This window comes from Chitinophaga rhizophila (assembly GCF_019492185.1).
Taxonomy (GTDB): domain Bacteria; phylum Bacteroidota; class Bacteroidia; order Chitinophagales; family Chitinophagaceae; genus Chitinophaga; species Chitinophaga rhizophila.
Map to the genome: position 1 here is coordinate 2,072,015 of NZ_JAICCF010000001.1, position 24,104 is coordinate 2,096,118.

At 43.1% G+C, this 24,104-nt stretch carries 22 protein-coding genes and 1 other RNA gene; 8 read left to right on the forward strand and 15 right to left on the reverse strand.

Translation table 11 applies throughout. From position 1 onward, the window contains the following. Position 1 precedes the first annotated feature (1 nt). The 4 genes from K1Y79_RS07775 to K1Y79_RS07790 are packed head-to-tail and all read right to left on the reverse strand — an operon-like array spanning position 2 to position 4,058. On the reverse strand, positions 2-982 hold the full coding sequence (locus K1Y79_RS07775; protein WP_220249420.1) for an AAA family ATPase: 981 nt from the start codon (positions 980-982) through the stop codon (positions 2-4). Further along, the gene (locus K1Y79_RS07780) at positions 983-2,206 is read right to left on the reverse strand and encodes a DUF4350 domain-containing protein (protein WP_220249421.1); all 1,224 of its coding nucleotides are present in this window, start codon (positions 2,204-2,206) and stop codon (positions 983-985) included. Positions 2,207-2,214: 8 nt separating this feature from the next. Beyond that, entirely contained in the window at positions 2,215-3,078 is an 864-nt protein-coding gene (locus K1Y79_RS07785; RefSeq protein ID WP_220249422.1) for a hypothetical protein, read from the reverse strand. Next, positions 3,075-4,058 (reverse strand): stage II sporulation protein M, encoded by a 984-nt coding sequence (locus K1Y79_RS07790; protein WP_220249423.1) that lies wholly within the window; start codon positions 4,056-4,058, stop codon positions 3,075-3,077. Before K1Y79_RS07790 ends, K1Y79_RS07785 begins: the two co-directional genes overlap by 4 nt. 231 nt (positions 4,059-4,289) lie before the next feature. Between K1Y79_RS07790 and K1Y79_RS07795 the strand changes: the two genes are divergently transcribed. Next, positions 4,290-5,015 (forward strand): RDD family protein, encoded by a 726-nt coding sequence (locus tag K1Y79_RS07795; protein WP_220249424.1) that lies wholly within the window; start codon positions 4,290-4,292, stop codon positions 5,013-5,015. Between the two features lie 6 nt (positions 5,016-5,021). Here K1Y79_RS07795 and K1Y79_RS07800 read toward each other — a convergent pair whose 3' ends face one another. Together K1Y79_RS07800 and K1Y79_RS07805 are read right to left on the reverse strand one after the other, a co-directional pair. Next, the gene (locus K1Y79_RS07800; RefSeq protein WP_220249425.1) at positions 5,022-5,495 is read right to left on the reverse strand and encodes an RDD family protein; all 474 of its coding nucleotides are present in this window, start codon (positions 5,493-5,495) and stop codon (positions 5,022-5,024) included. A gap of 91 nt (positions 5,496-5,586) precedes the next feature. After that, the gene (locus tag K1Y79_RS07805) at positions 5,587-6,036 is read right to left on the reverse strand and encodes a DUF5684 domain-containing protein (RefSeq protein ID WP_220249426.1); all 450 of its coding nucleotides are present in this window, start codon (positions 6,034-6,036) and stop codon (positions 5,587-5,589) included. 257 nt (positions 6,037-6,293) lie between these two features. Here K1Y79_RS07805 and ffs point away from each other — a divergent pair. From ffs to K1Y79_RS07820, 3 genes are all read left to right on the forward strand, one after another. After that, positions 6,294-6,393: signal recognition particle sRNA small type (ffs, locus tag K1Y79_RS07810), an RNA gene on the forward strand. A 242-nt stretch (positions 6,394-6,635) separates the two neighbouring features. Continuing rightward, positions 6,636-7,286, forward strand: coding sequence for a fructose-6-phosphate aldolase (gene fsa, locus K1Y79_RS07815; protein ID WP_220249427.1), 651 nt, complete (start codon positions 6,636-6,638; stop codon positions 7,284-7,286). A 251-nt stretch (positions 7,287-7,537) separates the two neighbouring features. Further along, complete coding sequence (locus tag K1Y79_RS07820; RefSeq protein ID WP_220249428.1) at positions 7,538-8,854, forward strand: NAD(P)/FAD-dependent oxidoreductase; 1,317 nt, start codon at positions 7,538-7,540, stop codon at positions 8,852-8,854. A 168-nt stretch (positions 8,855-9,022) separates the two neighbouring features. On the opposite strand, the gene K1Y79_RS07825 is transcribed toward K1Y79_RS07820, so the two are convergent. Continuing rightward, positions 9,023-10,315: a type IX secretion system plug protein gene (locus K1Y79_RS07825; protein WP_220249429.1), complete on the reverse strand. Its 1,293-nt coding sequence runs from the start codon at positions 10,313-10,315 to the stop codon at positions 9,023-9,025. Between the two features lie 148 nt (positions 10,316-10,463). On the opposite strand from K1Y79_RS07825, the gene K1Y79_RS07830 reads away from it, so the two are divergent. Continuing rightward, a complete protein-coding gene (locus tag K1Y79_RS07830; RefSeq protein ID WP_220249430.1) occupies positions 10,464-11,696 on the forward strand; it encodes an ABC transporter permease in 1,233 nt (410 codons plus the stop codon). A 70-nt stretch (positions 11,697-11,766) separates the two neighbouring features. Here K1Y79_RS07830 and K1Y79_RS07835 read toward each other — a convergent pair whose 3' ends face one another. Continuing rightward, positions 11,767-12,513, reverse strand: a complete 747-nt coding sequence (locus K1Y79_RS07835) for a TrmH family RNA methyltransferase (RefSeq protein ID WP_220249431.1) — start codon at positions 12,511-12,513, stop codon at positions 11,767-11,769. Between the two features lie 167 nt (positions 12,514-12,680). On the opposite strand from K1Y79_RS07835, the gene tamL reads away from it, so the two are divergent. After that, the gene (tamL, locus tag K1Y79_RS07840; protein WP_220249432.1) at positions 12,681-15,056 is read left to right on the forward strand and encodes a translocation and assembly module lipoprotein TamL; all 2,376 of its coding nucleotides are present in this window, start codon (positions 12,681-12,683) and stop codon (positions 15,054-15,056) included. Positions 15,057-15,123: 67 nt separating this feature from the next. Here the strand turns inward: tamL and truB are convergent, their stop codons facing one another. Beyond that, positions 15,124-15,813 (reverse strand): tRNA pseudouridine(55) synthase TruB, encoded by a 690-nt coding sequence (gene truB, locus K1Y79_RS07845; RefSeq protein WP_220249433.1) that lies wholly within the window; start codon positions 15,811-15,813, stop codon positions 15,124-15,126. Positions 15,814-15,915: 102 nt separating this feature from the next. On the opposite strand from truB, the gene K1Y79_RS07850 reads away from it, so the two are divergent. Next, positions 15,916-16,713, forward strand: coding sequence for a class I SAM-dependent methyltransferase (locus K1Y79_RS07850; RefSeq protein ID WP_220249434.1), 798 nt, complete (start codon positions 15,916-15,918; stop codon positions 16,711-16,713). 97 nt (positions 16,714-16,810) lie between these two features. Here the strand turns inward: K1Y79_RS07850 and K1Y79_RS07855 are convergent, their stop codons facing one another. From K1Y79_RS07855 to K1Y79_RS07865, 3 genes are all read right to left on the reverse strand, one after another. Further along, positions 16,811-17,542, reverse strand: a complete 732-nt coding sequence (locus K1Y79_RS07855) for a shikimate dehydrogenase family protein (RefSeq protein ID WP_220249435.1) — start codon at positions 17,540-17,542, stop codon at positions 16,811-16,813. Between the two features lie 9 nt (positions 17,543-17,551). Next, positions 17,552-18,316, reverse strand: coding sequence for a phosphosulfolactate synthase (locus K1Y79_RS07860; protein WP_220249436.1), 765 nt, complete (start codon positions 18,314-18,316; stop codon positions 17,552-17,554). A gap of 277 nt (positions 18,317-18,593) precedes the next feature. Next, on the reverse strand, positions 18,594-20,024 hold the full coding sequence (locus tag K1Y79_RS07865; RefSeq protein ID WP_220249437.1) for a tetratricopeptide repeat protein: 1,431 nt from the start codon (positions 20,022-20,024) through the stop codon (positions 18,594-18,596). Positions 20,025-20,176: 152 nt separating this feature from the next. Between K1Y79_RS07865 and K1Y79_RS07870 the strand changes: the two genes are divergently transcribed. Then, positions 20,177-20,560 (forward strand): hypothetical protein, encoded by a 384-nt coding sequence (locus tag K1Y79_RS07870; protein WP_220249438.1) that lies wholly within the window; start codon positions 20,177-20,179, stop codon positions 20,558-20,560. A 90-nt stretch (positions 20,561-20,650) separates the two neighbouring features. Here K1Y79_RS07870 and K1Y79_RS07875 read toward each other — a convergent pair whose 3' ends face one another. From K1Y79_RS07875 to pafA, 3 genes are all read right to left on the reverse strand, one after another. Continuing rightward, a complete protein-coding gene (locus K1Y79_RS07875) occupies positions 20,651-21,295 on the reverse strand; it encodes a DUF4412 domain-containing protein (RefSeq protein ID WP_220249439.1) in 645 nt (214 codons plus the stop codon). 125 nt (positions 21,296-21,420) lie between these two features. Further along, on the reverse strand, positions 21,421-22,200 hold the full coding sequence (locus tag K1Y79_RS07880; RefSeq protein ID WP_220249440.1) for an enoyl-CoA hydratase/isomerase family protein: 780 nt from the start codon (positions 22,198-22,200) through the stop codon (positions 21,421-21,423). 96 nt (positions 22,201-22,296) lie between these two features. Beyond that, positions 22,297-23,988 (reverse strand): alkaline phosphatase PafA, encoded by a 1,692-nt coding sequence (gene pafA, locus K1Y79_RS07885; protein ID WP_236059524.1) that lies wholly within the window; start codon positions 23,986-23,988, stop codon positions 22,297-22,299. Positions 23,989-24,104: the final 116 nt, after the last annotated feature.

Genomic DNA, 24,104 nt, shown 5'->3' on the forward strand with positions numbered 1-24,104 from the left:
TTTATCGTGGTACCTCTACTGACTTCACAATCTGTGCAATCACTTCATCTGTAGTAATACCTTCCATTTCACGTTCCGGAGTCAGTACAATACGGTGACGCAATACATGCGGCAGCATATTGACAATATCATCCGGAGTTACAAAATCGCGGCTATTCATGGCAGCATGCGCCTTTGCACAATTCATTATAGCCAGTGAAGCACGCGGGGACGCGCCCAGGTATAAAGATGCGTTATTACGTGTCTCATGAATCAGGGCAGCTATAAAATGCAGCAGTTTGTCTTCAATATGCACACGGCGCACCAGTTGTTGGTACTCGATGATTTGAGTAGCAGTTACAACATGCTGCACCAGTTTGGTAATATCTGATAATCCATTGTGCTGATTCATTGCCTGTAACAGCGAAATTTCCTCCGCCAACGTCGGGTATTTTACTTCTATCTTAAAGAGGAATCGGTCCAGCTGTGCTTCAGGGAGACGGTAAGTTCCTTCCTGCTCTATCGGGTTTTGAGTAGCGACCACCATAAAAGGCGCAGGCAGATGATGGGTGATACCATCATTTGTGATCTGTCTTTCCTCCATGACTTCAAACAAAGCCGCCTGTGTTTTAGCCGGGGCACGGTTGATTTCATCTATTAGTACCAGGTTACCAAAGACAGGCCCACGCTTATATTCAAACTCTCTCTTTTCCGGATTGAATACAGATGTGCCTACTACATCTGCCGGCATAATATCCGGTGTGAACTGTAATCTGGTGAAATCTGCATCAATACAACGTGCCAGCAGCTTCGCAGTAAGCGTTTTTGCCACACCGGGTACACCTTCTATCAGTACGTGTCCCTGCGTCAGCAGGCCTGCTATAAGAAGGTCAATCATTTCATGCTGACCAACAATTACTTTTCCGATCTGCTCCCTGATAGCTGTTACTGCCTCATGCAATGCAGTAAAATCTGTACGGGGCTGAAATGTAGTCTCCTCCATTTATTTCGTATTTATATAAAACGTCTGTATTTTCTTGTAAAAAACCTGTAACTCTTCGTCTGTAACCCGTTTGGTCTGCTGAATATGCTGGATATCCTGCAGCAGCCCCTTGATGTGATTCATCGGCATTACTGATTTGCGGGATAATGCTTCCGCAAACAAGTTGTCCATATTTGTTGTATTCAGATAATAACGTGTACGTACAAACTCCTGCCACTGCAGGATGATCTTTTGTGACAGATTACGGTTATCATGCTGCTGATAGTATAGCTGACCCAGCGCATCTACAAATTCCAGAGAGTTGTTCACCAGCGGAGGTCTGTCAGGAATAATGCGTTGTCTGCGCTTGCTTTCAAACAGGAGGTATATCAGCAACAACGCTACTGCCATCCATAATGCCCACCGCATGGAAGGGTAACGCATCAGCACCTGCCATTCGCTGAAGTCAGACGATTGTCTGTAATTCTGATATTTATAAAACTCATCCCAATATACATGGTCCATGTAAAGATGAGTATATGCCATTTGTTTTTCGAGCGATACCATATTCCTGTCTTTCATGAGGAAGTAGTTGGTCAATGTGGATGGTTGTAGCAGCAGGAAAACGGCACCGTCATCTACAGTTACACGTACGAAATTCGGGCGATGGTATGCATCTGTTCCTAATATGGTGGTACGACTGGAATCAAGACTGGTAATGTAACTCCCTCCTTTTATCCCTTTACGGGAGAAGGCAGTGTCTGGGGCCAGACGTTTATTCACATAACGCTGATCAGCATTGGTCATGTACTGGAAGATGCCTTCATCCTGTATGGAGATATGCAATTCCGTCAGCAGCAGGCTATCAGGTTGATTACTTGCGATAAATAACTGGTTGCCGGCGGCGGCAAATTGCATCATATTACTTGCATCTTCCGGCGAAATAAATAGCTTATCTGCAACCAGTATATACAGGTTATAATCTGTGGATGATAAGGTAGCATCTTTCGTATAGGTGCGTGTAAAAGGTTTTGTAACAACCTGTGGCTTTATCTCATAATAAAACAGTCCGGATATTGCTTTGAACATGGCATAACAACCACCCGGGCTTTTATCCTTGTAGGAAAAGCTTTGTCTTGCCAATTCTTTCTCTTCGATATTGTTACTATCCGGCCGCGCCTTTTTTGAAAGGAAGGCCAGCAGGATTACAAATACCAGGATGATGGCCACTACTATTACTATCAACTTTGATTTCACCGGGTATAGCCTAATTCGTTCATAAATTGACGGAATTGTGTGTGGATGTTGTTAAACTGTGTGTTATCAACAGGCACTTCTCCGTACCAGATATATTCATAATCCAAGGTCAGCGCAGCAAACTGTTTGTAGAAGGGTGTTGACAACATGCTGCGCAGGTATGCAGCATTTGTCTTTTCCCTGCTATAGCTGATGATCTCTTTATCTACAAGCACCTTTAAGGTTTGCAGATAGAGTAATCGTACCGCTACCCTGAACCGACCATCTTTTATAGCCTGTTCAATCTGCTGATGATAGACGTCTACTGTCTGTACTTCTTCTTCCAGACCTGTTACTTTCACTGTATGCTGTAACTTTCTTTTAAACAGATAACCATTCTGTTTCAGGTATACGTACAACAACCATGCGAAGCAGGCGCTGATGAAAATTATAACCAGCCAGGGGAAGTAGCCAAGCAGCTGACTAAGCGCTAACAGGAACTTGGTAAGTGCAGTATTTTCCTTCGGAGGTTCTTTGGTTCTCAGTACATACTGCAGGTCTTTATCTTTCCTGAGCATGTTTAATAAAGTATCAGGTACGCCACGTATGACAAGCGGGTAATCAGCATAAGATTGTATCGTATCTGCCAATGCAGGCGACGCCTGATCCCACAGTGCGTAATTCTGTCTGGTACGTGCCAGTACAGCCGCAGCTGCCGCAGAATCAGCCGCTACCTCAACAGCTTCTTTGGCTGCCGCTGCTTCTGTTATATCAGCTACCGCAATGGAATCCTGTTGTTCAGAAGAGACTACTTCCTGTGCGAAGGTGCATAAAGGTAAGATGAATAACATCAGGATATAATAGACACGCTTTTTCCTCATCGCTCCGGCTTTATAATTTCTGCTTTAGGACCTAATTTATATCCTTTATTATGCAGGTAGATCGGGTAAACAATAAAGTATCCTACAATAAACACCAGTGATACCAGCAGAATACTGAAACTGGCCCATAGCGGCATAGCAGTATGACGGGTTACAAAACCTTCCAGAAAAGCTGCTACAATAAATACAGGCATCAACGTTATGACGATTTTAACACCATCCCTGGCAGTCTTCTTTAATGCATCCAGCCGCTTACGCGTACCTGGAAACAGTAATCCGCTGACCATTACAAGGCCTGCGCAACCTGCTATTACAATAGCAGAGATCTCAAGCGTACCATGTATCCAGATGACCAGTACAGATTTGAAGCCTAGTCCTTTTGAAAAGAAATAGTACTGAAATGCACCCAGCATCACAGCGTTTTTCATCATATACCACAGTGTACCGATGCCCAGTGTAATACCACTGACGAAAGTAATCATTGCAACAGTGATATTGTTTCTGGCAATCCACAGGAACATGGTGAGTTCATTCTCCTGTTTGTAAACGCCGAAGGGATCTCCGTTATTGATGTTCTGTTCTGTCATGCTCACATATTCATCTCCCAGCACGCCACGCACAAAGGTTTCATCATGTGCGGCAGAGAATGCACTGATAATACAGAACAGCAGAAAGAACAAAAAGGTAAAGAGAAAAAGGCGGTGGTATTTACGAAACAACAGGGGCAGTTCATACACAAAGAAGTTGCGGAAGCGATGGTCCTTTTCTTTACGATTGCCGTAGATACTATGATAGATGCCTGCTGCGAGGCTATTGATATAAGTAGTGACTTTACTGAAGCTGTAAAAGGTTTTGGCATAAGCCAGATCGTCCAGGATGCTTGTAAAGCGTTCTGCCATTTCATCAGGATCTTCTGCAGGTTGTTCCTGATACTTCTTCCAGCGCTGGAGATTCTTTTTTATAAACGTTGATTCACGCATGGGCTGTCTGTTAGTCCGTCATCCTGGTTTGAGAGGCAATAATGTCCAAAGTTTACATGCCGGTTACTGAAGTCAATAAGCGGCCATTTGCTCATTAGGCGGATATTCGTTCAGAATATACAAAAAAATGTGCCGATATCATTTTATATTAGAGAAATGTAGCTAGATTAGTCTGTAATCTGCGCCATACAGGCTGCTTACAAACATATAGATTAATCAGTAAATTTATACATGGCCAATATAAAAATACCCACTTCTTTCAATATAGACCTGGAATTTGAGACAGCTAATCTGTTTCAACGTTTCGTTGGCTGGCTGATTGATAGTTTTATCAGGGGGGTGTATATTGTCATATTAGGATATACAGTCAATAACCTGCAGTTGGATCAGGTAACGAGTTACGTGGTGTATTTCTTTCTGGGTGTGTTACCGGTGTTATTCTATTTCCTTGTGTTAGAGATTATTATGAACGGACAAACACCCGGCAAGGTAATAATGAATATCAAAGTGCGGAATATGCAGGGCGGGCAACCGAGTATCAGTCAACATCTGATCAGGTGGTTGTTCAGATTGCTGGAAGCCCCTTATTTTTTCTGGAATGGCATTATTCCAGTTATTGCGGTGATAAGATCTGATTATGATCAGCGGTTAGGAGATATTGTGGCAGGAACAATTGTAGTAAGTACAAAGACAAGGGCAACGCTGAGCGGTACTATTTTCAGAGATATGTCTGCGGTGGATTACACCCCACAGTTTCCCCAGATACTCAAGTTATCAGACAGGGATATCAATAAGATCAAGAATCTGATGGATCAGGCATTTAAGTCCAGGAATCCGGAACTGACAGCACGCGTGGCGTATCGGGTAAAGGATGTGCTTGAGATACAGACAGACATGCAGCCAGCTGAATTTCTTGAAACTATCCTGAATGATTATAACTACTACACGACCAGGTAGTGCTTACTAATACTTGATAACCATTGTTTTTGACCATTCATCGTGCAAGGGTATATCTCCCAGACCAGAGAAAGTTTCCAAAGGTATCCAGCGGCACAGCGATCTGATAAATGCATCATTTAATTGAAGTGGGGCACCGCTTTCCTGTACAGCTCTGGTTGCAGTAATCATCTTTCCGATAGTGCGGCCGTTATTACCATATTCAAAACCAATATAGTACGCTATTTTCCCTGTGAAGTAAAGTCCCATCCACAGAAAGACGAATAGGTCTGACTCTATAAACCCTGGTTTGTTCAGTATGCTGCTGATCATAAAAAGTAATACACCGGAGAAGATTAAGCCGGTGATCGCGCCGATGAAGTAGTCAACGATGTAGTTGACCAAACGATCTGCTTTACTGGCCCGGCGGGTATATTGAATAGCGTGTAGATCTTCTATGAGTCCTTTTTTGTGAATATTGTCTCCGAAGCGGTTTTGCATATGATAGTGATAATTGTTGGCGCTGGTAAAAGAAACTGCCGGTTGCTTTTTAAGCACAACCGGCAGATAACTAATTATGGCAAAAAGTTGTTCAGACGGCAGGTTTCCCGATGCTGCCTATCTGATTATCGAGAGAAGGATCGCCAGGGTTACCGGCGGGTCCTACGTATTGAATATCATTGTTCAAGGCCATGATAGGAATAAAGATGAAACTTAGGAAGAGCAGACCAAGCGTAAAACCGATATCTTTTCCGAAGCTTTTGCTGAAATCATGGGTAAGCATGATAGGCAAAATGAACCATCCGTAAATAGGAATCAGAAACATCAGCAGGTACCACCAGGGTTTTCCAACGATCTCCAGCATAATGATTGTGCTGTAGATAGGAATGATACTGGTCCAGCCTGGCTTTCCTGCCTTTTCAAATATTCTCCAGCTACAATAGATGTAAAATACGATAATCGCGAACCAAATTAAAATAAATACCAGGGAAAATCCGGTAATGAGGGCTTCGCCGGAAGATTCATACGATGCTTCTTGCATGATGAGAGGGTTTAGGTGAAGAATGGATGTATGTAATTTGATGATGCTGTATCATGAATTTTGCCTGCATGAGGTAGATTTTTTCAAGATCTCAGCAGCAACAGCAGGGTTCAATTGTTCACTTATTACAGCTTTATAACAGCAAAAGATACAGAATTGATCATTGGATTAGCGGTTTTTATCAACTTTTTTAAAAAAAGTTTCGTGTTTTCTAAACATTTATTTGTTCGTTATCTGAATTATCTTACCTTTGCAACCGGCAAGTCTTATACGACCAGCTCCTGCTGAACTCCCCCAGGACAGGAATGTAGCAAGGGTAGGCGGTTGTAGCGGTGCGATGTAAGTAACTTGCCGTTTTTTTTTCTTTTTTCTATTCCAGGTCATCAGGCGTCTGTCGATATCAGACACATAAATTATACTCACCTTAAAAGAAGGATGACCTGAGATTACTACCCAATGCATCTCAACTGTTTAATTAAAGGTAAGATCTGGTTTCGGTAGTTCATTACCAAATGAATGCTGATTACTATTGATTATATTTTATTTGTTGCGTACTATTGTACCGGCATATTTATTTTAAAGGACTAAATCATTTCACAATGAAATTCTTCATAGATACTGCAAACCTTGCACAGATAAAAGAAGCAAACGACCTGGGCGTTCTTGATGGTGTTACGACTAACCCTTCCCTGATGGCTAAAGAAGGCATCAAAGGTGAGGCAAACATCCTCAAACATTATGAAACAATTTGCGAGCTGGTAGATGGTCCTATCAGTGCAGAAGTACTGTCTACTGAATTTGATGCCATTATTGAAGAAGGTAAGAAACTGGCTGCTATTCACCCGAATATCGTAGTGAAAGTGCCAATGATCAAAGACGGTATTAAAGCCCTGAAATGGTTCACCGACAACGGTATCAAAACTAACTGTACGCTGGTGTTCTCTGCAGGTCAGGCTATTCTGGCTGCAAAAGCAGGCGCTACCTTCGTATCTCCATTCATCGGTCGTATTGACGATGCAAACTGGGATGGTGTTGAACTGATCTCTCAGATTGCTCAGATTTACAGTGTACAGGGCTTCAAAACTGAAATCCTGGCTGCTTCCATCCGTAGCCCTTTGCACATCATCAAATGTGCGGAAGTTGGCGCTGACGTATGTACCTGCCCGCTCGATTCTATCATGGGTCTGCTGAAACACCCACTGACTGACATCGGTCTGGCTAAATTCCTGGAAGACGCAAAGAAAATGTAGTCTTATTTTTAGATGGGTATATTCCCCGGTGCTTGCCAAGCATCGGGGATTTTTTTTTACCGCTGAATCCCCTTTCCTTACCTATTTTTGCAGAATTATTTATCACTTTCACAATTAACTTTCATTCATTTCTGAAAGTATTGTAATTTTGATATGCATTTATAAACTCCGGCGTTTGAATACATAGTGTTGCATAGAAAACAGCACGATCATTTTTGAATTTATTTCTCTGATTGCTAAATGATTGTATTATGATTCAACCGAATATTCCGGATTCAGGACTTCCTCGCGTAGTAATTGTTGGTGGAGGTTTTGGTGGTATTAACCTCGCTAAAAAACTCAAGAATGCACCTGTACAGATTGTAATGCTGGACAGAAACAACTATCACCTCTTTCAACCCCTTCTATACCAGGTATCAACAGCCGGCCTTGAAACAGATAGTATAGCTTTCCCACTTCGTGGAATATTCAAAAAGCAGCCTAATTTCTTCTTCAGAATGGCCGAAGTAACCGGTGTACGCCCTGCAGAAAACATTCTCGAAACCGGTATTGGCGAACTGAAATACGATTACCTGATACTGGCCACCGGCAGCACTACCAACTTCTTCGGCAATAAAGTTATTGAAGAACATGCCATCGGCATGAAATCACTGATCGAAGCTGTTCAGATCCGTAACTATGTGATTAAACAGTTTGAAGAAAGCTTGTTGCTGACTGATGAAGAGCAGATCAAAGCGAAACTGAACTTTGTCATGGTAGGCGGCGGTCCTACAGGTGTCGAGCTGGCTGGCGCATTTGCTGAATTGCGTAAGTACATTATGCCGAAAGACTATCCGGAACTGCCAGTGTCTCTCATGAATATCTATCTTATTGAAGGTAGTAACCGTATACTGAACGGCATGAGCGAACATTCTTCCAAAAAATCACTGGAAAGTCTCGAACACCTGGGTGTGAAAGTACTGTGTAATGCTGTTGTGAAAGAATACGATGGCAAAACACTGGTGCTTAGCAATGGCGATACGCTGAATACTCAATCCCTGCTGTGGGCAGCAGGTGTTAAAGGTGTTCCGGTAAATGGTATTCCACAGGATGTTATCCTGCCTAACGGCCGCATTACTGTCAATGAATTTAACCTTGTGAACGGTACCAGCAACATCTATGCTATCGGTGATATTGCACAGATGGTAAATGATCCTAAATTCCCGAGAGGTTATCCGATGGTGGCGCAGGTAGCTATCCAGCAAGGCGGTAATCTGGCTGCTAACCTGATAAAAATACTGAGATCTTCAGGTAATAGTCTGAAACCTTTCAAATACAATGACCTGGGTAGCATGGCTACTATAGGCCGTAACCACGCTGTTGCTGAATTTGCAGGAATGAAACTGAGTGGCTTTATAGCCTGGATGGTGTGGATGGCGGTACACCTTATGAGCCTCCTTGGCTTCAGAAACAAACTGGTAGTATTCAGTAACTGGTTCTACCGCTACTTTACATTTGACCGTGGTACAAGGATCATTATCAAACGTGGCGCTGCCAATATTGTGAAGCTGCGGCAAACTGTTAATTAGTCATTACCTCATAAGCATGCAGACATTTATAGTATCTGTGCTGTATCAACTGAAATATAGCTGATAATAAAAGATCTGTTACCTAAAACGAGAAAGCTGCGGAGTACTTCCGCAGCTTTCTCGTTTTAGGTAACAGGCAGTATTTTACGCTATGCCTGCTTTCTGACCTTATCTTCTGCTTAATATTGAATTTAATGTTGTTGTAGATACCAACTCATCCGCTCTACCTCCTAATGCACGGTAATACACAAGAATTGTATAGTTATTTTCTGCTTCCCACCAGTCACCTTCTGTCAGTTCAGTGCTCGGCTTACTACCAGCCACCGTATTATCCACTAATGCATACACGTAATTATAGAATCCCTGCTTTAGAAAGAGCGTGCCTTCATAAGCTTTTGTGGCAGGATTGAATATCATCCTGGTATTATCATTACACTCGTAGTTGGTCAGTTCACCAAGTATATACATATTATACCCGGCATAAGGCTCTGCTACCGGGAAGGAAAAGTGCACGGTTGCATAATCTCCCTCAAAGAATGGATCATAATCATCCAAGGTAGCGAGATAATACAGTCCATTAATATCTTTGATGAACTGATACATCTTCCCACCTCTTTCAAAGTCAGGTAATGCGAAGATATTTGTATGGTCCCTCGCATATTCCGTATTTTTTACCCGCTCGGTCTGCAGGCGGAAGCTACGCAAATCAATCCAACGCCATTCTTTACCGGCAGGCATTACACAGTCTACCTCCCAATTGTATTCCAGGACGTTTCCTTTCACAAACAGCGGACGAGGGAATTTTATGGCATTATCCCAACGGTAGTTCTGCAGAATCACCACTTTCGTCTGATCGAAGGGGTTGACAATATTAAGTCCGGCAGTGTTTACAGAGAAATTGATCTTCTGGTGTGTACGGAAGATCTTGGGCGTTACCGGCTGCTGTACAAATCCACTTACGCCTGCTTTATTGCCTACCACCAGCATACGCCTGGTAAATGCCAGCTGACTGGTATCGCTATCCATATATACCTTCAGCAGGTAATTACCTGAGCGGATGGGATAACAGTTCTGGTTAGGCAGTTGCACGGTATAATGTGTGTATTTCTGCAATGCAATGCTGGAAAAGCGGTACTCCTGTATCCTGTTCTCAGAAAAGCCGCGCAGGTATTCAACCTGTGTGATCTGTGCAGGTGTCCAGTCAGCATTGCACAATATGAATGTATAGAAGTAGTTCTTTACATCATTGTCCAGGTCATCGAAGCTCAGCTCCAGTCTTTCGCTGCCATTCAGTGTGATCATGGGGTAACTTAGCTGGTCGCCGGCCTGGTTCAGCTTTACAGACCGGATGTTATCGTAGTATACGTGGTCAGGCCCAATGGTGTTCTCCTGCGCTGTTACAGGCAAGGCGTACACCAGCAAGCATATTACAGGTATACAAAAGAGGGATTTTAACTTCATAATCTCATTTCAGTAGACATTAAGGTACTATTTTTTAAACTTGTACAGCGCGGCAGGCTGTTTCTTTGGTATTATGGCTATACCGGCGGTGACAGAGCCAATATGGGAGGAGCTAACTGTTTAGGATTATATTCAATACATTTGTCGCATGCGTTTATCTTTATTTGTTGCCAGAAGGATCGCATTTAACCGGTCCTCTTCCTTTTCGAGGTTCATCATCAATATAGCCATTGTGGCTACCGCTATCAGCGTAGCGGTAATGATACTCGCAGTTGCATTGGTGAACGGTTTCCAGCAGGTAATCCAGCAGAAGATCTTCAGTTTCTGGGGACATATCCACATTACCCAGTATCAGCCGAATGCAGGCCCACTGACAGAACAGACGCCTTTCATTGCTGATCCGGAGGTAGTAAAACAGCTGAAACAGATTCCTGGTATTCTTACAGTTAACGCATATGCCACCAAATCAGCTATTGTAAAGGCAGAAAAAGACCTGGAGGGAGTGATCTTTAAAGGAGTAGACCGCCAGTATGACTGGAAGAATTTACAGCAGTTCCTGCAGGAAGGTACCCCTATTCACTATAGGGACAGCAGTTATGCTCCTGAAGTCATCATATCTGTCAGTCTGGCCAGAGAATTACACCTGAAACTACATGATCCGCTGATTGTTTATTTTATCCAAGGTGCAGGACAACCTCCAAGGGCGCGTAAACTGACAATTGGCGGTATTTATAAAACGGGCATTGAAGAATATGATAAAACTTATATCATCGGGGATCTTGAACTGATACGTAAATTGAATGACTGGGAGCCCGGTAGTATAGGAGGCTATGAAGTATTTACCAATAACTACAAGAATATACAACCTATTGCAGGCGCTGCTTATGAAGTAATACCCGATAAGCTGTTCATGCGCTCTATTGAAGAAATCTACCCTAATATTTTCGCCTGGCTTAGGCTGCAGAATAAAAATGAGATCATTATACTGGTCATCATGACCATTGTCGCAGTTATTAACATGATTACCGCCATCCTGATACTTATTCTGGAGCGCACAAATATGATCGGTATTGTGAAAGCGCTGGGTATGCGGAACTTCAATATCCAGAAAATATTCATCTATCAGGCAGGATATATAGTCCTGGCAGGCCTTATCCTTGGAGACATTCTCGGGATAGGTATTGCTGTATTGCAAAAGACAACCGGGTTCTTCAAATTGCCTGAGGAGTCTTACTATATGTCTGTAGCCGCTATTTCATTACACTGGTGGGAAGTAGTACTGATTAATGCCGGCACATTGCTGATATGTCTGCTGGTGTTAATTGTGCCATCGCGGGTAATCAGGCGGATTACTCCTGTAAAGGCTATTCAGTTCAAGTAATACTGTTTTATACGAAGACGGCGGCTGTTCTGATGAGAACAGCCGCCGTTTCTGTTATTGTAATATTACTTTATATTAATAATCTACCACAGATTATACCTGCAGCTACACCTGCATTCAGCGATTCTGCACCACCCAGGCGGGGGATAGTGATCTTATGGGTACTTGCAGCTATTACTGCGTCACTGAGTCCCCGGGATTCATTACCAATCAGTATAATCCCTTCCTCCAGCCTCGAAAACCCTGTTATATCACTACCATGGAGGGTAGCGGCATAAGATGACATGCCGGATTGCTGTAAGAATGTGACTATATCACTTTCAATAATACGCACACGGGCAATGCTACCCATAGTCGCCTGGATTGTTTTCGGGTTATAGGCATCCACACAGTCAGGCGAACAAATAAGCTGCCTGATACCGAACCAATCGGCTATACGAATGATTGTACCCAGATTACCCGGGTCCTGAATAGTCTCTAATGCCAGTGATATTGTGCCTTTGAGAGATCCCGGCACAACCGGAGGCGCGACAGGTATATCTAGCAAGGCAAGCGCCTGATTCGGAGTAGTGAGTGCGGACAGTTGCTTCAGCATATTCTCATCTACCACCGTTACACCTACACCAGCAGTACGGTCTAACAATGGCCTGTGAGTATTAATCCAGGCGGTAGTTGCATATACTTCTTTAACGGGAACACCCTCCTGTAGCAGCTCAGGCACGATCTTATCGCCTTCAGCAATGTACTGGCCGGATTTTTGACGGTATTTTTTATGCTGTAATGATTGAATATACTTAATTTGCGCCTTCGACAACATAGAGCCAAACCTACAGGAATTATTTTAATCGGCAAAGCCACACGGAAATGGTCTCTATTAAAATAAACAGAAAACAAAGCTTCTAATTATTAATAATTGTATTGACTCTGATGCAGCAGCGGCCACATAGTTCCCTTTTTACTTATTTGAACTATTCGATCATCCTGATGATATCGCTCGCGCTGGCTGGCTGTTCCAATACAAAGTACCTGCAGAAAAATCAGCTGCTATATGTTGACGCTGATGTAGATGTAAAAGGAGAAGCGTCTTCCGTTGAAAAGCAGGACATCCGCAGCTCCCTTACTTCCAAACAATTAATGCTGCAGCAGTCCAACTCTCTCTTCCTCGGCACCCGTTTTAAGGTATGGCTGTTCAACCAGAAGTATAATGAGAAAAAAAGCAACTGGTTCTGGAACCTGGTGTTATCTCCCCGTAACCTGGAAGAACCTGTTATATATGATTCTACAAAAACAAAAGAATCTGTCAAACGCATGCTCGGCTACCTGAATAACCAGGGCTACTTTTATGCGACAATAGATTATGAGGAATCGGTAAAAAGACAGAAAGTCGAAGTTACCTACAAGGTTAACACTGGTAAGAACTTCGTCATCAATAAAATTTATTACGAGGTTCCTGATACCAATATCCTGAAAGTGGTAAAAGAAGGTGAACAACTATCACTGATTAAAACCGGGATGGCCTATAAACAGGAAGTATTAGGCAGCGAGCGGGAACGTCTTATGCGCCTGATCAGGAATGCGGGTTACTACAAATTTGATCGTGATGCTATCGAGTTTGAGATCGATACCCTGCATAAAACACTGTTCCGCAACCTGATGAACCCATTTGAAGGTATCGTCAATGTTTATAACGAGCGTAAAGGACAGGATAGACCTAAACTGGATATCAGTGTACGTATCTGGCATCCGGAAGATTCGTCCATCCGCTACCAGAAATATGTACTCGATAGTATTGTTGCCTACCCGGATTATCCTGTATACGGCAATAATGCAGACTCGATGTTCAAAACTATCCAGCGAAGGGAGCTGACCATCCGTTACAGGCAAAATATACTCAAGCCATCTGTCCTGGACCGTTCCATTCTGCTGAAAAGTGGTGAAACCTTCTCCCAGCAACATACCAATGACGCCATCAATAGATTATACGACCTGGGAGCATGGCAGTTTGTAACGCTACAATACCGGGAAAGAAAAGATACGCCTAATACGCTGAATGCTTACCTTTTCCTTACCCCTAAACGCCGCCAGGAAATTGGAGCTAACTTTGAAATCAGTACCAGCTCTGACTACCTGATGGGTAGTGGCGTCAGCTTAAACTATAAACACCTGAACATTGGTCATTCAGCTACACAGCTGAACGTCAGTTTGAATACAGGTATTGAACTGATCCGCTCACAAGGCTCCTGGATGTTACAATCACAGGAGATCGGGGGACAGGTAAGTCTGATATTTCCAAGATTCATCACCCCTTTTCGTATTGCCCAGGGTACCCGTACTACAGTGAGAACGAGATTGACCGCCGGAGTTGACTATCTGACCCGTTCTTCCAGATTCTACATATCCAATGTAAACGCCTCTTTTGGCTACGAATGGAATGCTTCTTTGTATAAACGTTGGATCGTGAAGCCAATCTCATTGAACTACGTAGGCGTGAACCTGAATCCTGTGTTCCGTGAGACGGTAGTCAATCTGAACCCGTACCTGAAGCGTAGTTTTGAGCCAGCATTCATTGGCGGAGAAAACGTAACCTACATCTATAGTAACAACGACGTATTACATAAAAATCATTACTCTTATTTCCGTGCCAACATCGAAGAATCAGGAGCCTGGCTGAATGGGATCAATAGTGTTTGGGGCGCCATTGCTACCAATGGTAATGACCTGGAAAGACTGACGAATATGCCAATCGCCAATTTCCTGAAACTGGAGGCTGACTACCGGCATTACTGGACGTTGAACGACCATTCATTACTGGCAACGCGCATTTATGGAGGCGTGGGTATTCCCTATGGTAAGTCAGACGTAATGCCTTACATCCGTCAGTTTACGGCTGGTGGACCAAACAGTATCCGCGCCTGGCGACTACGCACATTAGGGCCAGGTACTTTTAAAGACAGCTCTTTAACTGCCAGCACATTCCCTGACCAGACCGGTGATATGAAGCTGGAAGCTAATATAGAATACCGTTTTGATCTGCTGCGTCTTTTTGATGGCAGTATTAATCTAAAAGGTGCCACCTTCCTGGATATTGGCAATATCTGGATGTTGAGAAAAGATACAACTCGTGTGGGCGGTGAGTTTAATCTGAGGAATCTGTATCACGATCTGGCAGTAGGTACCGGCGCTGGCCTACGACTGGACTTCTCTTTCTTCCTGGTGAGAATGGATTGGGGCATACCAGTTAAAGTACCTTATTTCACAGGTAATAAAAGTGGCTGGTATCTAAGTCAGTGGCAACTGGGAGATTCAAAGTGGCGAAGAGACAATATTATCTGGAACGTAGCTATCGGTTATCCTTTTTAAGCTATACTATCTGTTACTGCAAATAAAAAAGCCTGATCTGGAGATCAGGCTTTTTATATGGAATGATTTATTTCAGTTTTCCTCCTACTTCTTCAATGAACTTATCCATTTCCCAGGCATCCTCCAATTTGAAGGCTCCTATTCTCGTCCTGCAAAGACTGCTCATATATCCGCCCACTCCCAATGCAGCGCCAAAGTCATTAGCCAAAGAGCGGATATAAGTGCCGGTGCTGCAAACCACACGGAAATGTATAACAGGCATCTCAATAGCTGTAATTACAAATTCTTTTATGAACACAGTACGTGGCTCTACCTTTACTTCTACACCTTTTCTTGCCAGCTCGTAGATAGGTTTCCCATTCTGTTTGATAGCAGAATGGATAGGTGGCAACTGCTGTTGTTCCCCCAGGAACTGCTGAGTAGCCTCATGAATCATCTCCGCTGTAATATGATCAACAGGTTTAAAATCTGTAGGAGTAGATTCCAGGTCATATGTAGGCGTAACTGATCCTATGGTGAAGGTGCCAGTATATTCCTTTTCCTGTGCCTGGTATTCATTGATCTTTTTGGTCATTTTACCAGTACAGCAGATCAGTAAACCTGTAGCCAGCGGGTCAAGTGTGCCGGCATGACCAGTTTTAGCTTTAGTGGTATTCCTGATCTTTCTTACGATATCAAAGGAGGTCCATTTCAGGGGTTTGTTGATCAATATCACCTGTCCTTCTTCGTAAATATTCTTTTCAGCAGTCTGATTCATCCCGCAAAGATAATAGAAACACAGCATGAGCGTTCACCAGGTCAGAGAGTAGAGTGGTATAAAATATGCGCTTTTTCAGTATTTTCACGCAATTTTCATAATATGTCTTTAGTACAACACAGCAACGCGAATGTCAGATATCAGCAACAGGTGGATAATTCCATCAACTATGTGCTGCCTTTTATCGATGCAGCCCTGCCGATAACTCCAGACCTGCGGATCATGGAAATAGGCTGTGGTGAAGGAGGCGTATTGATACCCTTTCTTGAAAAAGGTTGTTATTGTGTGGGTGTAGACCTGTCAGATGACAAGATCGCACTGGCACATGACTATCTGAAGAAATATGTGGATGCCGGAAACATGCAGCTTGTCAACAAGAACATCTATGATGTTGATTTCCTGGGTGAGTATAAGCATTCCTTTGATCTGATCATTTTGAAAGATGCGATCGAACATATTCCTGATCAGGCAAAGATTATCGGTTACCTTAAGAATCTGCTTACTCCCCGTGGTCAGGTATATTTCGGATTTCCACCCTGGTACATGCCGCATGGTGGTCACCAGCAGACTTGTGTTAACAAAGTCCTGAGCATGTTACCTTACGTACACCTGCTTCCTAATCCATTATATAGGGGCGTATTACGCGCCTTCGGTGAACCGCCTAATATCATTGCAGAACTGATGGAGATCAAAGAAACCGGTATTTCCATTGAGCGCTTTGAGAAAATTGTAAAACGGCAGGGCTTTATGATCACTAAGAAACAGTTCTACCTGATCAATCCGATTTACAAGTATAAATTCGGCCTTAAGCCAAGACTACAGTTCGGACCAGTAGCGGCAATACCGTTCGTAAGAAACTTCTTTACGACCTGCGTATACTATATGATTAAGGTCAATTAAGAATGGCTATAAGATAATAGAGAGAGGGCGCATCCGGATGGTGCGCCCTCTCTTTATTTAATATTTATTTTAGATCTCTTTATCCGGTGATACCTTCTTATCCATTCCATATTTCCCAACTTGCTTCTGCCTGAAGGATCAACATCTCATGACCATTTTTAATAGTTGCACCTTTATCTGCGCCTTTCTGCAGGAAGGTAGTTACAACAGGATTATAAATCAGATCATAGAGGAGATGACGTTCGGTCAGCAGGTCATATGGTATTGCAGGAGCTGCATCAACGTTAGGATACATCCCCAGGGGGGTAGTATTGATAATTAATGTATGTGATGCCATGGTCGGTGCATCCAGCTGCTCATAACTGATTGTACTGTCGGAAGCCTGTCGGCTAACCAGCTGGTAAGGGATATGCAGACTTTCCAGCACGAATTGAACAGCTTTAGCAGCACCACCGGTGCCAAGTACCAATGCTTTGTTATGATGTGGTGTAAGTAAAGGTTCAAGCGACCTTTTAAATCCGATGGCATCTGTGTTGTACCCAATTCTACGGCCATCTTTAAAGTGAATGCAGTTCACTGCCTTGATCTGAGCGGCAGCAGGACTTAATTCATCAAGATATGGTATAACAACTTCTTTATAGGGAATGGTAACGTTGAGTCCCTGTAATTGCGGCTGTTGAGCCATCAATGTGGACAATTCATCTATCGCAGGAATAGGGAAACTCTCGTATATACATTCTTTAATGCCTTCCCGGGCAAATTTCTCTGCAAAGAACCCTTTAGAGAAAGAGTGACTCAGCGGATATCCTATTAGACCATATACCTTCATAAAGACCGATTAAGCTTTATCCAGGAACAGGTGGAAAGTATCTCCTCTTAAGCCGATACGCATTGCTTCCAGGGAGATCACTTCATGCGGAGCCAGGTTACCCAGGTTTACATTACAACCGATCAGTTCCAGGAAATAAAGCTGCTGTGCTTTCTGCGGAGCTTCCCATATAATCTTCTCTGATGGGATCTTAGTCAGGATCTCCTGTACCAGACCTTCTCTTACTTCACCAGTACCGCGGTAGATACCCACATTTCCACTTTCACGTGCTTCTGCAATTACATAAGTTGCGCCTGCACTCAGCTCAGCATTCATCAGTTCTATCCATTTATATGGAGGAATGATGTGCTCAGCATCTTTAGAACCTACCTCACTTAATACGGTTGCTATTTTGGACAGTTTCTCGATATAGCCGCATTTTTCTGCGTGTGGGATAGTGATAGAACCGTCTGACACTTCAATATGTTTGATACCATAATCTTTGATCACATTCACAAAATCGTCAAACTGGTTACGGATCAGGAATGCTTCAAATAAAGTTCCTCCGAAGTATACGGGGATATCAGCAGACTGGTATAATTCTATTTTCTGGCGCAGGTTAGGAGTAACGAACGAAGTTCCGAAACCCAGTTTCAGGATATCTACGTGAGGAGATGCTACCGATAAAAAATTCTTAGCTTCTTCCAAACTTAGCCCTTTATCCATCACCATAGTCAAACCATGGTTACGAGGTTTCTTTGTCCGATCGGGAATTTGTGTCAGATTAAAATTCATTTGAACGTTTTTTTATCGTCTTGATTGTTTGAAAATCAAACAACTATACTTCACTGGTTTTCCGGAATAGGGACTGCCCATCTTATTTAACCGGCGCAAAATTAACACATTCCGGTTAAAGAGTCTCAAATAAAGGCTTTTATCGGAAAGAAAATTTCTTATCTCATAACACATTACCCATCAATATATTGAAACGAAAAATGCGTAATATATGATGCTAAATTACAGCACATAATATTACGCATTTACGGAACGGAGGTTCCGGACTATGATATAATTACTTCGTTTTTTTGGTTCGCTTGTACCTTGTTACGAGTTCTACAATACCAGGATGTTGTAGTAATGTAGGATCCAGTTCAACGAGTTTCTTCACATGTTTCGGATTCATCTGCAAAGCAGTTTCCAGCTGAAGCATGCCTTCTTTTGACTTACCGGTAGCAAACATTATGGCGGCCAGGTAATACTGTAATACCGGCTTATGTCCTACCTTCTGAATAGCTGCCTCTAACTGAATCAGTGCCTCATCAAAGAATCCTGCTATATACAGGCCACGGATGAACTCCTGCCAGGTAGTGATACTGGAAGGACGCATACGCACGGCTGCCAGCAGGTGGATCAGTCCTTCTTTGTCCTTGTCCAGTTCAAGATAACATTGCCCAAGGGCTATCAGGTATTCAGCGCTGTTCTTGTTGATCTTAATTGCGCTCATGATAGACTTGATCGCATTCTCCCAGTTGGATTCTGTCATATAGGCCACCCCTATCTTGTAGTACAGCTTGTCATCGCCGGGACTTAGGTGAGAGGCTTTGCGATAATAATAGCGGGCCTGTGTGTACTTGCGCTGACGCTCGTAACAATGTCCGATAGCCTCGTAGATAACATCTTCCGGTTTAGCTATCTCGAGGTGCTTCTTCAGGACATCGATTGCCTCTGCATACTTGCGTAACCGGATATAGGCGTCGCCCATGTTCCGGTAGGCATAGTCGAACTTCTCATCAATCACAATAGCGTACTGGTAAGCGTCAATTGCCTTTTCGTATAGTTTAAGTCCCTGATAAGCCGTTCCCAGATTAAACCAGGCTAAGTGATTATAGGGATGCTCATTAATGATATTGGTATGAAGGCGAATGCTCTCTTCATTCCGGCCGGTAAATTCCGTCCAGAAGCAGATTTTATGCAAAGCCTCCTCATTGTTCGGGTCGTGTTCAAGTGTAAGTCTCAGACAGTCAAAAACCTTTTCAAATTCTTCGCAGTCATCATACACATCGGCCAGCTCGAGCAGCAGTTCCGTCTTATCTTCTCCATCAAAAGCAGCTATCTGTTCTTCCAGCAGGGCTGCCGCCTTGTCATGCTGGTTCATTGCCAGGTACACATCAGTCTGCAGAATATACAGGTTAATATCAGTACTATCCAGTATTGCAGCCTTTTCCAGCAGGTCCATGGCCTCCTGGTATTTCTTCGATTCTATAAGTAAATTAGCCTTTTTGAGAAGTAGCGTTGATGAATAAGGAAACTGCTCTATTGCCATCTCAGCAGCCTGCATGGCATTAGGAAGTTCATCGTGCTCATCATAGTAGTCTATGATCAGTTCAAAAGAATCTTCGTCGAGAAAGGAGTGAGACGTGCCAGCTTTCAGGTTTTCAAACTGCAGCAACAAGTCTTTTAACTCCTCAAAATCGTCGTTTAAAAATGGAAAGTCTTGATTCATTAATGTAAATATAAGTATTTTTTGAATCGGCCAGCAATCCACCAGATTGACCAGATTTGTTAAAAATATTTAACATTACTTTAGGAATTTTGTGTATCTTCGTTAAGGATTTGTTATATAATATATAGAAAAGTTTGTACATTTGTGATACAATGAAAAAGATAACTAACATATTGCACACGTTTTCATTGTCTTTCTTATTGGCAGGCCTCCTGTTGTTCACAGGACTAACTGCTGCTGCGAACGATAACTTAACCTCCGATAATAAAGACAAGATCAAGAAGAACGAGACGAAGGTATCCCTGACTAACCTGTCAGGAAAGACAAAACTGAGCCTTGATGCAGGGTTCCGTTTTAATGGTGCCATGAGCTCTAACTTCAAACTGTCTGAAACCAATTCCTGGAACTTTAAGTCAGTAATGACTATCAAGAAAGGGAACGTAACATATGTTCTGCCATATGCTACGCAGATTCAGCCACCTACTAATTTGAACTTCCATCAGCTGCACATCGTGCTGCCCCTCCGGAAGAACTAATTATCATCTACTTTGCATTTGCATAAAAAGAGAAAGGTCCTGTATGATACAGGACCTTTCTCTTTTTATTACTATCCGGATCTCTCCGTATTAACTTCCCATTTTCTGTAATTCCTCACGGCTTATTTCCTTATACCCTGTCTTTGGAACGTCAAAGTAAGAACCTGGTACTGCATACAGATCAACTTTCGTAGCAACTACCTTCATTTTAGAGCCACTCTTGTTAATTATCTCGAATTGCAGCGGAATACCTTTCAGATTGATAAAACGGCGGTTGTACTGCTTGTTCTCCGGTATCAGATCTGCAGTATAATATACCTCAAAAGTCTGGCCGTCTGCCATTTTCCCAATGGCCTTTTTACAGTTATAACCGGCTATCTGCTTCGTCTCCCCGGCATCTTTAAACTGCACCTGGGTATATTCCTTCAGTTCCTTGGTATATTCCTCCTTGCCTGCCCGGATGAGGTATTTGTCCCCATGATTGTTAATAAGCGTTACTACCGATTCCTGTTTACTGTTAATAAGATAGCTGTAATGAACATTCTTAAAGTCGATATCTACCCTGCTCAGATGCCCTTTCATATACTGGGTAAGGGTGCCACCTTCAAAAGAAGGTTCTGTCTGTGGCGGATGTTCGATACTGTAAACAATCTTTGCATCTGATACCAGCCGCTGCGCAAACAGGCTACTGGAAATCAGCAGGCAACATACAAGTGTTAAAAGAGCTTTTTGCATGACAGTTATGTATTTCATCCGAAAAGTTTTAAAAATTAAGGCCGGATGTCACCTTGCATAACGCTTCCGTTGTATAGGGATAATTATGCGTGGCTTTATAGGTGTAGTGAAAAAATCATACCGGATTACCAGACCATCTTTTCCTTCGCCAGAAAGGCCTTTATACCTCTCTGACAGTCAGTGTGTTCTCTTGTATCTGCGTTCAGCTGAGCAGCCATTTCCAACGCGTTTTCTATCGGCTGATCGAATACAGAGGTAATCAGCCTTTTGGTTATTTTCAGTGAGTTGGCAGATGCTCCTTTGCAGAGGTCTTCCGCTACCTTAGTTACATGCGCTGCTATACGATCGGCCGGCACCACTTCATTCAGCAAGCCATATGCTTCTGCCTGTGCAGCAGTAATTAACCTGCCTGTCAATAACAGGTCCCGGGCCCTTCCCTCTCCTATCTTCCTCACCAGAAAAACAGAAACCAGCGCCGGAATAAACCCTATTCTCACCTCTGTATACCCCAGCTTCGCTTCTGGTACAGCATAGCTAAGATCGCAGAGCGTAACAAGTCCGCAGCCGCCGGCAATGGCATGCCCTTCTACCTGGGCAATCACTATTTTGTCATGATAATAAATCTGCTGCATGAGTTGCATCAGCTCTTTGGAATCTGCAAGATTCTCTTCTCTGGTATTCAGCTGAAGTTGCTGAAGATATTCAAGGTCTGCTCCGGCGCAAAAGGCTTCGCCGGCGCCTTTGAGAATGATGACTTTTACCTCCGGATCTGAATCGGCTTCCTGGAAAGCCTTACGTAATTCTGCAACGATAGCGCCATTTAGCGCATTGCGTTTTTCCGGACGGTTCAGCGTGATCGTGGCAACACGCTCGGTTACATTGTACAGGATATGTTCGAAAACCATTGTTATCGGATTAGCGATTTCAGATCGCGGAATGAATATACCAAGAACTTGTTAAATTCCGCGATCTGAAATTAGCTGTTATCCGAAATGCTGCTATTATCTCGCAACTTCTTCTATTACGTGTCCAACATTACCATTCGGCATCTGTATATGCAGCATGGCAGCAATGGTAGGTGCAATATCAGTCATGCCCATCGTGCGGTTGCTTTTACCGGCATGTACGCCCCAACCCATCCAGACTAATGGAATATGTGCATCATAAGGATACCATAATCCGTGTGTTGTACCGGTCTTACCTCCGTCAATATAATTAGGCTGTAAAGCAAATTGTATATCCCCGCTACGCTTCCTGTTAAAACCATTAGCCATCATCGTACGCATAGGCTCAGGCAATGTGGTGGTCATCAGTTGCTGTAAAGGGAATGCATTGCTGACAGCAGGGTCTTTCAGTAATGTATTGATAATGAAATCACGTACTTCCACTGCAGATTTACCTGATCTGGCAATCGCATCGTGATCAAGATACAATTGATAATTGCTGGCACCTGCTATTGCTTTTTCCAGACCGAATTGTTCTTTCACCTGCTTATTCAGTTCAACTACTGCCTTTCCTTCACTCCAGCTACCACCTGGCATTTTGTTTTCCTGCATAAATCCAGGGACATGTGCCACGCCATGATCTGCAGTGATGAAAAACAGGTATTGGCCTTTACCTACTGTCGCATCCAGGTATTTAAAGAAAGCAGCCAGGTCTTTGTCGAGACGCAGATAAGTGTCTTCAATCTCAACAGAGTTAGGGCCAAACTGGTGACCTACGTAATCTGTTGAAGATAAACTGATTGCCAGCATGTCTGTCACACTTCCTTTACCCAGTTGATGCGCCTCCATTGCTTTTTTGGCAAATTCGAGGGTCATGGTATTACCAAATGGAGTAGATGCAATCGCTTTAAACGGATTTCCTTTGTCACCACCCAGGTTATGCGGGAAAGTCGGGTTTACTGCCGGCTTAAACGGACCTTCATAAGGCTTGTTGTCTGCCGTACTTAAAGTATATGTTTCAATAGGATACAATGGCATCCAGGGCTGACTAAGGTAACGTGCAGGCCATTTCATGCTATTGAAATCAGTAGCCCAGTCAGGCAGCTGGCTGGTATAGTAACTACTGGTTACCCAGTTGCCAGTGCTGCCATCATACCAGTAAGCTGCATTGGCGCTATGGCCGGCAGGCAGTATCGCACCACGATCCTTGATAGCCACACCTACCACTTTACTCTGGAAATTAGTGGCTATCCTGAGCTCATCGCCGATAGTAGTGACCTGCATGTTGCGCGGACTCATTTTACCGGCAGCAGAAGTACTACCTACAGTATTAACAGTTGAATCTTCTGCACAATACACATCCCTGTTAAGCTCTCTGTTATACCAATCATTACCTACAATACCGTGCACAGCAGGTACAGAACCGGTGTATATACAGGTATGACCACAGGCCGTAATGGTTGGCGTATAATTAATTAGCGTATTTTCGCAGGAGAAACCTTCTTTAACTAATCGTTTGAATCCACCATCAACATAACGGTTAGCATAACGATATAAATAGTCCCAGCGCATTTGATCGACTACGAGTCCCACCACCAGCTTGGGACGGGTAATATTCTTCTGAACAGCAGGTTTGCTCCATGCAGTTGCATAACCAGGTTTTGGTGAAGTAGCTTTCTGAGCATTCAGCGATTGTGTAACCAACAGCGTTGCCGTGATGCATACATACGACAAGAATTTACAATTCATAGTTCTTAAATACATTATTTATTATTCACATTTTCAAAGGTAACCCAAGTTTACAAAAACTAATATTTTAATACCTTTGTGCGGGTTTTCGAATGATCACTCTTAATTATTATTTA